The sequence below is a fragment of the Streptomyces sp. NPDC002690 genome (assembly GCF_053592415.1).
This window is the reverse complement of the sequence record NZ_JBSFVR010000305.1, coordinates 1-8,970: the sequence shown is the minus strand read 5'-3', so window position 1 is coordinate 8,970 and position 8,970 is coordinate 1. Positions and strand designations below refer to the sequence as shown.

At 70.5% G+C, this 8,970-nt stretch carries 10 protein-coding genes and 1 pseudogene; 5 read left to right on the top strand and 6 right to left on the bottom strand.

Features of this window, described 5'->3' with window-relative positions:
* Positions 1-124 precede the first annotated feature (124 nt).
* A pseudogene (locus tag ACWD3D_RS28310) lies at positions 125-445 on the top strand (LysE family translocator); the annotation flags it as partial.
* 158 nt (positions 446-603) lie between these two features.
* Here the strand turns inward: ACWD3D_RS28310 and pruA are convergent.
* Together pruA and ACWD3D_RS28300 are read right to left on the bottom strand one after the other, a co-directional pair.
* A complete protein-coding gene (gene pruA / locus ACWD3D_RS28305) occupies positions 604-2,235 on the bottom strand; it encodes an L-glutamate gamma-semialdehyde dehydrogenase (RefSeq protein WP_451463620.1) in 1,632 nt (543 codons plus the stop codon).
* 49 nt (positions 2,236-2,284) lie between these two features.
* Positions 2,285-3,211, bottom strand: coding sequence for a proline dehydrogenase family protein (locus tag ACWD3D_RS28300; protein WP_387374506.1), 927 nt, complete (start codon positions 3,209-3,211; stop codon positions 2,285-2,287).
* 218 nt (positions 3,212-3,429) lie between these two features.
* On the opposite strand from ACWD3D_RS28300, the gene ACWD3D_RS28295 reads away from it, so the two are divergent.
* A complete protein-coding gene (locus tag ACWD3D_RS28295; RefSeq protein WP_451463619.1) occupies positions 3,430-4,578 on the top strand; it encodes a PucR family transcriptional regulator in 1,149 nt (382 codons plus the stop codon).
* Between the two features lie 15 nt (positions 4,579-4,593).
* On the opposite strand, the gene ACWD3D_RS28290 is transcribed toward ACWD3D_RS28295, so the two are convergent.
* Both ACWD3D_RS28290 and ACWD3D_RS28285 read right to left on the bottom strand, forming a co-directional pair.
* Positions 4,594-5,118 (bottom strand): hypothetical protein, encoded by a 525-nt coding sequence (locus tag ACWD3D_RS28290; RefSeq protein WP_451463618.1) that lies wholly within the window; start codon positions 5,116-5,118, stop codon positions 4,594-4,596.
* The gene (locus tag ACWD3D_RS28285; protein ID WP_451463617.1) at positions 5,115-5,816 is read right to left on the bottom strand and encodes a hypothetical protein; all 702 of its coding nucleotides are present in this window, start codon (positions 5,814-5,816) and stop codon (positions 5,115-5,117) included. Before ACWD3D_RS28285 ends, ACWD3D_RS28290 begins: the two co-directional genes overlap by 4 nt.
* 438 nt (positions 5,817-6,254) lie before the next feature.
* On the opposite strand from ACWD3D_RS28285, the gene ACWD3D_RS28280 reads away from it, so the two are divergent.
* Positions 6,255-6,596, top strand: a complete 342-nt coding sequence (locus ACWD3D_RS28280; RefSeq protein WP_451463616.1) for a beta/gamma crystallin domain-containing protein — start codon at positions 6,255-6,257, stop codon at positions 6,594-6,596.
* 191 nt (positions 6,597-6,787) lie between these two features.
* Here ACWD3D_RS28280 and ACWD3D_RS28275 read toward each other — a convergent pair whose 3' ends face one another.
* Positions 6,788-7,156, bottom strand: coding sequence for a MerR family transcriptional regulator (locus ACWD3D_RS28275; protein WP_387375024.1), 369 nt, complete (start codon positions 7,154-7,156; stop codon positions 6,788-6,790).
* 120 nt (positions 7,157-7,276) lie between these two features.
* Between ACWD3D_RS28275 and ACWD3D_RS28270 the strand changes: the two genes are divergently transcribed.
* Both ACWD3D_RS28270 and ACWD3D_RS28265 read left to right on the top strand, forming a co-directional pair.
* A complete protein-coding gene (locus tag ACWD3D_RS28270) occupies positions 7,277-7,948 on the top strand; it encodes an SDR family NAD(P)-dependent oxidoreductase (RefSeq protein ID WP_451463615.1) in 672 nt (223 codons plus the stop codon).
* Between the two features lie 67 nt (positions 7,949-8,015).
* A complete protein-coding gene (locus ACWD3D_RS28265) occupies positions 8,016-8,693 on the top strand; it encodes a hypothetical protein (RefSeq protein WP_451463614.1) in 678 nt (225 codons plus the stop codon).
* Between the two features lie 161 nt (positions 8,694-8,854).
* On the opposite strand, the gene ACWD3D_RS28260 is transcribed toward ACWD3D_RS28265, so the two are convergent.
* Positions 8,855-8,970: formate dehydrogenase accessory sulfurtransferase FdhD (locus ACWD3D_RS28260; RefSeq protein ID WP_451463621.1), on the bottom strand; the 116-nt coding region annotated here is incomplete at its 5' end.

Sequence of the window (8,970 nt, the reverse complement as noted above, 5' to 3'; positions counted from 1 at the left end):
TGCCGAGGAAGGTGACCATCAGACCGGCGCTCAGCGAGACCGTGGTGACCACGAGCGTGAAGAGCACGACGCTCACCGGCAGGCTCAGCAGGAGGCCTCGGCGGAACGCCACGCCAAGACCGCCTCCGCCTCCCGCCGGCGCCCGACGGGACAGCCGGGCTCCGTCTACGCGCAGGCGATGCTCGCCAACGTCCTCAACCCGAAGGCGGCTTCCGTCTACCTGACCCTGGTCCCCCAGTTCATCGCACCCCACAGGTCTTTCGGCGGCCAGATCCTCGCGCTGGCCACCGCCCACGCGCTGCTGGTCGCGCTCTGGCTCCTCGCCTGGACCTTCCTCGTCCGGCGCGCGTCGCGGGCCCTGCGGAAACCACGCTTCGAGCGGGTGGCCGTCAGGACCACGTCGGCGGTGCTCCTCGCTCTCGGCATCCGGAGCGCGGTCGCGTAGGCCCGGTCCGCGCCCGGTCCGCGCCCGGTCCGCGTCCGGTCCGCGTCCGGCGGAACGCAGACCGCCCCCGTCCGGCAGGGGGGGTGCCGGACAGGGGCGGGGTTCTGGGCGGGAATCGCCGGACACGGCCCGGGGGCCGGCCGACGTCCCGGCGGGCGTCAGCCCTGGTGAGGGTAGGTGTACTCGGTCGGCGGGACCAGCGTCTCCTTGATGGCGCGGGTCAGCGTCCAGCGCTGCAGGTTCTGCGGGGCGCCGGCCTTGTCGTTCGTACCCGAGGCGCGACCGCCGCCGAAGGGCTGCTGGCCGACGACGGCACCGGTCGACTTGTCGTTGATGTAGAAGTTGCCCGCCGCGTAGCGGAGCTTCTCCATCGTGTGGGCCGCGGCGGCGCGGTCGCCCGCGATGACGGAACCGGTCAGGGCGTAGTCGGAGACCGACTCCATCTGGTCCAGCATCGCGTCGTAGTTGTCGTCCTCGTACACGTGGACGGCGAGGATCGGGCCGAAGTACTCGGTCGTGAAGACCTCGTTCTCCGGGTCGGTGCACTCGATGACGGTCGGGCGGACGAAGTAGCCCACCGAGTCGTCGTAGGTGCCGCCCGCGACGATCGTGCACGTCGGGTCGGCGGCGGCGCGGTCGATGGCGGCCTTGTTCTTCGCGAACGAGCGCTCGTCGATGACGGCGCCCATGAAGTGCGAGAGGTCGGTGACGTCGCCCATGGTGATGGCGTCGACCTCGGCCGCGAACTTCTCCTTGAAACCGGAGTTCCAGATGGAGGCCGGGACGTAGGCGCGCGAGGACGCCGAGCACTTCTGGCCCTGGTACTCGAAGGAGCCGCGGGTCAGCGCGGTCTTCAGTACGGCCTGGTCGGCCGACGGGTGGGCGACGACGAAGTCCTTGCCACCGGTCTCGCCGACGAGCCGCGGGTAGGTGCGGTAGTTGGCGATGTTGTTGCCGACCGTCTTCCACAGGTGCTGGAAGGTGGGGGTCGAGCCGGTGAAGTGGATTCCGGCCAGGTCGCGGTGGTTCAGCGCGACCTCGGAGACGGCGATGCCGTCGCCGGTGACCAGGTTGATGACGCCCTTGGGCAGACCGGCCTCTTCCAGGAGCTGCATCAGCAGCACGGCGGCGTGGGTCTGCGTCGGGGACGGCTTCCACACGACGACGTTGCCCATGAGCGCCGGGGCGGTCGGCAGGTTGCCCGCGATGGCGGTGAAGTTGAAGGGGGTGATCGCGTAGACGAAGCCCTCCAGCGGGCGGTGGTCCATGCGGTTCCACACGCCGGTGGAGTTGGCCGGCGGCTGCTCGGCGAGGATCTGGCGCGCGTAGTGCACGTTGAAGCGCCAGAAGTCGACGAGCTCGCAGGGGGTGTCGATCTCGGCCTGCTGGGCGGTCTTGCCCTGGCCGAGCATCGTGGAGGCGGCCATCGTCTCGCGCCACGGGCCGGAGAGCAGCTCGGCGGCGCGCAGGATGATCGCGGCGCGGTCGTCGAAGGCCATCGCGCGCCAGGCCGGGGCGGCGGCGAGCGCGGCGTCGATCGCGTCCTGGGCGTCCTGCTCGGTGGCGCCGGCGAAGGTACCGATGACGGACCGGTGGTTGTGCGGCTGCACGACGTCGACGCGGGCGCCGCCGCCCATCCGCTTCTCGCCACCGATGGTCATCGGGAGGTCGATCGGGTTCTCGCCGAGCTCCTTGAGCTTCGCCTCCAAGCGGGCGCGCTCGGGAGTACCCGGGGCGTAGGAGTGGACCGGCTCGTTGACCGGCGCGGGGACCTGGGTGACAGCATCCATGAGTGCCTTGTCTCCTTGGTTCGTCGGGATGGGGATCGCCGGGGCGAGATCAGCCCTTGGTGAGGATGGAGCGCGCGAAGAAGAGGAGGTTGGCCGGCTTCTCCGCGAGGCGGCGCATGAAGTAGCCGTACCAGTCGGTGCCGTACGCGGTGTAGACACGCATGCGGTGGCCCTCCGCGGCGAGGCGGACGTGCTCGTCGCTGCGGATGCCGTAGAGCATCTGGAACTCGTACTCGTCCAGCTTGCGGCCGGCCTGGCGGCCGAGTTCCTGGGCGATGGCGACGAGACGCGGGTCGTGCGACCCGATCATCGGGTAGCCGTCGCCCTCCATGAGGATCTTCATGATGCGGACGTACGCCTTGTCGATCTCGGCCTTGTCCTGGTACGCGACGGAGGCGGGCTCCTTGTACGCACCCTTCACGATACGCACGCGGCTGCCCGCGGCGGCGAGGCGGCGGGCGTCGTCCTCGGTGCGGAACAGGTACGCCTGGATGACGCAGCCGGTCTGCGGGAAGTCCTTCCGCAGCTCCTCGTGAATGGCGAACATCGAGTCGAGGGTGGTGTGGTCCTCGGCGTCCAGGGTGACCGTGGTGCCGATGGCGGCGGCGGCCTCGACGACCGGGCGGACGTTGGCGAGTGCCAGCTCGTGGCCGTTCTCCAGCGCCTGGCCGAACATCGAGAGCTTGACGGACATCTCGGCCTTGGTGCCGAAGCCCAGGTCCTTCAGGCGTCCGACCAGCTCCAGGTAGGCGTCGCGGGCGGCGGCGGCCTCGGCGGGCGTGGTGATGTCCTCGCCGACCACGTCGAGAGTGAGCTCCAGGCCCTTGCCGACGGATTCCTGGACGACCGGGAGGACGTGGTCGACGTTCTCACCGGCGATGAAGCGGTCGACGACCTGCTTGGTGCCCGGTGCGGCCGAGATGAACCGGCGCATCCGGTCGCTGCGCGACGCGGCGAGAATCACGGGACCCAGCACGGGGCACCTCCACGAAAGTACTGACGGACGACGGGACGACTGCGGGGGCGGCCGCATGTCCTGGAGCCGGGCGAAAACCTTCGAACCGGTCCGGACCATGACAGCACGGAGAACCACGGTGAAATCTATGGATTGCACCGAACGTGTGCCATCGACAGCTGTCACGCATCCGCGTCCGCCGCCTCATACATCTGTCTGAAGGGTGCGAGAATGGCGGAATGAAAGGCGACTACCAGGAACTCGTCGACGAGATCTCCGGACTGCTGAGCGCACCCGCCACCCTGGAGAACCGCGACTTCGGCCTGATCGCCTTCGGCGTGCACGACAGCGACGACGACTCCGCCATGGACCCGGTCCGTACCCGGTCGATCCTGACCCGTCGCTCCACCCCGGCGGTCCGCGCCTTCTTCGAGGGCTTCGGCATCACCCGCGCCACCGGCCCGGTCCGCATTCCGGCGGGCCCGGAAGCCGGGGTCCACCTCAGCCGGATCTGCCTGCCGGTACGCCACCGGGGTGTGGTGCTCGGTTACGTCTGGCTGCTGGACGCCGAGCCCGGCCCGGCCGACGAACGGCTTGCCGCCGCCATGGAGGTGGCGGACCGGATCGGGGCGCTCCTCGCCGACGAGGCCCGGGCGGGCGCGGACCTCTCCCGCGAGCTGGGCGCGGCCCTCACGGCGGGACAGGGCTGGCAGCGGGACATGGCGCTGACCGCGCTCCGGGAAGCGCTGGGCGCGGACGCCGACGGCCTGCACGCGGTGGTCTGCGTCTCCCCGTGGACGGCGGACGACACCCCGTCGGCGCGTACGGTCCCCTCGGCGGCGGCGCTCACGGTGGTCGCCTCGCCGGCCGGGCGCGACGCGCTCTGCCTGGCCGCGCTCGTCCGGCTGCGCTCCCCGGACACCCCCGGCCCGGCGGACACGGCGGCCGAACGGCTGCGTACCGCGGCGGGCGGGACCGCGACCGCGGGGGTGGCCGTGGCACGCCGAGGCCTGGGCGAGCTGGCCGACGCCTGGCGCGAGGCGGTGTCGGCGGCCCGCGCGGCGGCGGCCGAACCCCGTCTCGGCCCGGTCGCCCGGTGGTCCCACATCGGCCCGTACCGCCTGCTGACCGCCCTGCCCCACGCCCCCGCGGGGCCCGACCCCTCGGTGGTCGCGCTGCTGACCCCGGTCCACGCGGAGCTGGCCCGCACGGCGGAGACCTTCCTCGACTTCGCGGGGCAGGCGAGCCGGACGGCGGCCGAGCTGGGCATCCACCGCCAGACCCTGTACTACCGGCTCTCCCGGGTCCAGCAGCTCACCGGGCTCGACCTCGGCGACGGCGAGGACCGGCTGCTGCTGCACATGGCGCTGAAGCGCGCCCGGCTCTGAGACCGCCGGACGCGATCAGCCGCAGTCCTGGTCCATCTCGACAACGGGCGCGGCGCTGACCAGCGCGACCATCACGAGCGGGGCATCCCCGTCGCTGTGGCCGACACTCACTCCCACCCAGCGGTCTCGGCCGGGCAGCGGCCCCCAGACGCGGAGGTCGCCGTAACAGTCCTGACCGAGCAGCGCCGCGTGGAGCGGGGGCAGGGGGGATCCCGCCTGGCGCCGGAACAGCGCGGGGTGCATGGCCACCCGGCCGTGCGGCCCCCACCTGACGTCCAATTCCGCCACCAGCGCTTCAAGTTGGCGCTGTGCGGCGCCTTCCGCATCGGTCCAGTCGCTCCCGTACACCCCCGTGAGGCCGTCGCCCTCCCAGAGCGGGACGATCCGGAACCCCTCCCCGGTGGTGGCCCGCCACTCCCCTGTCTCCGGGTCCGCCTCACCGACGGTGGGGCCCGCCTGGGGTACGGGCCCCGCCGCCAGCGCCGTCACCTCGGCCACGGCCCGCCCGGCGTCGAAGGGCTCCCCGGCGCAGACGCTCACAGCACGGCCCGGTCGAGCGGACGGGGCAGCGGCCGGAGCGCGCCGGCCGCGCTCAGCGCGCCGTACGCCTCGACCACCTCAGCCGTACCGCCCAGGGCGAGCAGAACGCCTCCGCCGGGCAACCCCTCCCGCCCCGCCCCAAGTCCGGCCGGGACCAGGGCCGCCCGGGCGGGCGAGAGGTAGCCGTACCTGCCGACGACCGGGTCACCGACCGTGTGACCGGCCTCGTCCTCCAGGGCGTCGAGGAGGTCGTCGTCGCTGACGTCACCGAAGTCCGGGCCCCAGGCGCGCGCCAGGGCGGCGAGCAACTCCGCCTCGGGCACGTCGACTCCGTCCGGCGCGTCGACCGCCACCACCACGGACTGGAGCAGGAACTCCGGCGCGCCACCGGCCAGTCCGCTGATCTCCACCCGGACTCCCGCTTCCGGTACGGCGATCAGCCGGAGTCCCGTGCCGACCCGGTCCGACCAGTCGTCGGCGGTACGCGCCTCGCGCAAGACCTCCGCCAGCGGCTCCCGTCCCGGGGTGAGCGGGGCATCGTCCGCGCCGGATGCCCGGACGCGCCGCCACGCCCACGGGGACCCGGTCGCGCCCCCGAGCAGCGCGGCGACCTGATGGAGCGTCGTCTCCCAACGCCCGGAAAGCTCTTCCACGGACTCCACCCGTGGGCCCCAGAAGCCCCGCACCACACGCCGCATCCGCTTCCTCCGTCGCCCGCGTCCACGCCTCTTGGATCAGCAGACTAAGGGTTGCCCGGCAGGGCGGAGGAGCATCCGCGTACGGGGTGGACACCGAACTCCGACAGCAGGGCTCCCGGAGCGGGACGACCGGGCACACGAGCACCGCGCCACCCCACGGGCACGCGCCACCCCACGGGAACTCATAGCACTTTCCGTTTTCCCGGATATCGCAAAATCCCTCGATCTGGACATTCGAGATCGCATTCCAGTCGCACAGCCCGGGCGGGATTGCCACGTGCCGCAATCACGCGACATCATCTTTCGCGTATCACGGGGCGAGACGGACAAGAATCCACCGAAGGATTCCTATCACCATGCAAAACATCCCCGACGCCTCGCGAACAGAAATTCACAGGTCCAGTGCACGAACAGAGGGAGAAAACCGTGGTCTCGAAAATGAAGAAGACGGCACGTACAGCGTTCGTGGCATGCGCCGCGACGGCCATGTTCGCCGTCGTCATGCCTGGTAACGCCTACGCCATCGACCACATCCCCTGCCGCGCCGGCGAGAATTTCCTGAAGATCTGGTCGCACGACAGTTTCGGAAACACCAGCGTCGACTGTTACGCGAACCGCGGCAGGACATCCTTCGGAGGATGGTGGATCGACAAGATTTCCACAGGGAACAACGACCTGATCTACAGCGACGCGAACGGCGATTCGGTGAAGATCGAGCGTTGGCACGAGATCACCTTCCCGAACCGGCCTCCGAAGGTTGACGCCATCGAAATCCTGTAACGCGCCCGACCGTCATCCACGAAGGTCCGTCACCGCGGAATTACGTCACCACAAGAATCCGTCATCCGTGAAGGCCCGTCATACGTGAAGGCCCATCACCCAAGTGCCCGGAGCCCTGCCACCTCCGGGCACATGCCCGTCGTCTTCGGCATGAACGACGGAGGCCCTGGCCGACCGGCGAGGACGCCGGGTCACTCGCCGAGCTTGCGCACGGCGGCGGCGAGCATGGTGTCGAGTGCCTCCTGGGAGGCCCGGAGGCCGGCGATCGCCTCGGCCACCCGGGCGGTTTCGCGCTGCAGCGCGGAGACCATGCCCCGGCAGCCGGACGGGACGAGCCGGTCGTCCTCGGCGTGCACGCAGTGCATCAGCCCGGCGATCATCGAGGTGGGCAGGCCGCCCGCGAGGAGGTAGCGGATGCTGCGCACCGCCACGACGTCCCCGTCGTCGTAGTCGCGGTAGCCGTTCGCGAGCCGTCGCGGGCGCAGCAGGCCCTGCTCCTCGTAGTAACGCAGAAGCCGCCTGTTCACCCCGGTCGCCTCGGCCAGGTCACCGATCCGCATGATCCTCCCCCTGCCGCCGGGTCGTGGGCCTCGTGCCGTCGACCGACTTGACCTTCACACCGGTGTGAGGTCCTACCGTCCTCATTGTCACCGAACGCAGAGCGAGTTGGGGAGATCGGCATGTCCGGAGCAGTCGTCGTCGGAGCGGGTACGGGAATCGGCGCGGCGATCGCCCGCAGGTTCGCGCGGGAGGGTCTGCCGGTGGCGCTCCTCGCACGCGGCGAGGGGACGCTGAAGGCCGCCGCCCAGACGATTCCGGCCGACGGCGGCCCGGTGCTCACGCTGGCGGCCGACGCCACCGACGAGGGCGGACTGCGCGCCGCCCTGGACGCGGCGGCCCACGAGTTCGGCCCGGCAGACGTGGTGGTGTACAACGCGGCGATCATCAGATCGGACGCACCGGGTGAGCTCTCGGCCCTCGGCCAGCTCGACGCCTGGGCCGTCAACGTCGGTGGCGCGCTCACCACCGCCGCCCACGTCGCGCCGGGCATGGCGGAGCGCGGGCGCGGCACCTTCCTCGTCACCGGCGGAATGCCCGAACCGAAGCCCGGGTGGGTCAGCCTCTCCCTCGGCAAGGCCGGGGTACGGACCCTGGTGCACCTGCTCGGTCTGGAGTACGGCTCCCGGGGCGTCCATGTCGCCTCCGTGACCGTGGACGGGCCCGTGGTGCCGGGCACCTCCTTCGACCCGGACACGATCGCCGAGCACTACTGGCGGCTGCACACCCAACCGGAGGACCGGTGGGAGCAGGAGGTCGTGCACAGCCGGACGATCGCCGCGAACACCCACTAGAAGGTTGAGTTTTTACCTCTGCCTGTTCTTATGGCGCCGGGGCGAAGGGGCGGGGCACACTCTTTAGATGTCCTCCACTGGATCACTCGCGGGTGCCGACGAGATACACACCTATCTCGTTGAGCAGTTGAACTCTGCTCTCCGGCGTCCTGGCACGTTCTCGCAGCATGACGCTGCGCTGTGGATGCTGGTGGATCACCTGCTGTTCGTGGAACGCCGGCCCGAGGTATGGGCTGAAGAGCAGCGTTCCTGGGCGAGCCGAGGGGCCGGGAGCAGCACCGGTTTGGGCGGCATGTTCGAGGAGTTGATGCCGGGAGGCTACGACCAGAACTGCGTCGCCTCGGTCTACGCCGAGTTCGCGCACCGCCGCGGCTGGCTCCGGCCCGATCGCCTTCTGCCGGCTGACGAGCATCACGCGCTGCGGGCAAGAGTGCGCCCGTGGGCGCAGGCGGACCGCTCGTGGGCAGACGTCCTCGCCGAGTTCGGCCCCCCGTCCATCCTGTGCGGAGGGACCAGCCCCCTGTACAGCAAGACGTTGGGCTACTTGGGAGAAGACCGCGAGGAGCCCATGGTCTTCTTCCATCTCTGGAATGGCAGCACCACGGCAGCCGAGTCCGCATGGCCCGAGCTCGACGAACCGGTTCTGCTTGCTGTCCGCTTCGCAGACGCACCCTTTGATGAAGCCTTCACCTTCACCCCTGAGGGGCAACGACGGCGCCCCGAGCCAGGCTCGCTCTGCGGCTGAGTACCGGAGAGGTTACGCAACACCAGTAGGGCGGGCCTGTGCATTGCCGGTGTTCCTCAACCCGCCTACCGCTCACTGCCCGATCGGCCGCCAGAAGGCCTGACCGGCCAGTTTCGCCCCTGCCATGTCGAGCAACGCACCCGCAGAGGTTGAAACTCAAGCTAGGAGCTGGTCGAGTTCGGCCGGTGCTCGCCCGCGTACACGTTCATCGACGGCCCCCGCAGGAAACCGACCAGGGTCAGCCCGCTTTCGGCCGCCAGGTCGACGGCGAGCGACG

Coding starts and splice junctions, on each gene's coding strand:
- pruA (WP_451463620.1), bottom strand. CDS start 2,235: ATGGATGCTGTCACCCAGGTCCCCGCGCCGGTCAACGAGCCGGTCCAC.
- ACWD3D_RS28295 (WP_451463619.1), top strand. CDS start 3,430: ATGAAAGGCGACTACCAGGAACTCGTCGACGAGATCTCCGGACTGCTG.
- ACWD3D_RS28285 (WP_451463617.1), bottom strand. CDS start 5,816: ATGCGGCGTGTGGTGCGGGGCTTCTGGGGCCCACGGGTGGAGTCCGTG.
- ACWD3D_RS28280 (WP_451463616.1), top strand. CDS start 6,255: ATGAAGAAGACGGCACGTACAGCGTTCGTGGCATGCGCCGCGACGGCC.
- ACWD3D_RS28275 (WP_387375024.1), bottom strand. CDS start 7,156: ATGCGGATCGGTGACCTGGCCGAGGCGACCGGGGTGAACAGGCGGCTT.
- ACWD3D_RS28270 (WP_451463615.1), top strand. CDS start 7,277: ATGTCCGGAGCAGTCGTCGTCGGAGCGGGTACGGGAATCGGCGCGGCG.
- ACWD3D_RS28265 (WP_451463614.1), top strand. CDS start 8,016: ATGTCCTCCACTGGATCACTCGCGGGTGCCGACGAGATACACACCTAT.